Source organism: Psychrobacter sp. 16-MNA-CIBAN-0192, assembly GCF_040309565.1.
GTDB lineage: Bacteria > Pseudomonadota > Gammaproteobacteria > Pseudomonadales > Moraxellaceae > Psychrobacter.
This window is the reverse complement of the sequence record NZ_JBEOOX010000568.1, coordinates 1-248: the sequence shown is the minus strand read 5'-3', so window position 1 is coordinate 248 and position 248 is coordinate 1. Positions and strand designations below refer to the sequence as shown.

At 50.8% G+C, this 248-nt stretch carries 1 protein-coding gene; it reads left to right on the top strand.

Annotated elements, in window-relative coordinates:
- Positions 1-248: AarF/UbiB family protein (locus AAEY78_RS14410; RefSeq protein ID WP_352340120.1), on the top strand; the 248-nt coding region annotated here is incomplete at both ends.

Here is a 248-nt window from a genome sequence, read left to right as displayed (position 1 = left end):
CTATCACTCAAATCGAAGATAGCAAGCATGGGCTAGGTCAATCTATTGGCACCCTATTCGCGCGCTTCGATGTCAAGCCTCTAGCCGCAGCCTCTATCGCGCAGGTACATACTGCTGCGCTGCATGATGGTCGTGAAGTCGTTGTCAAAGTCGTACGCCCTGATATTCGTACTACCATTATTACCGATTTTGAGCTATTGCGTGAGCTTGCTGATTGGGCATCTGCTCGTATAGAGGCGGCAAGAGCC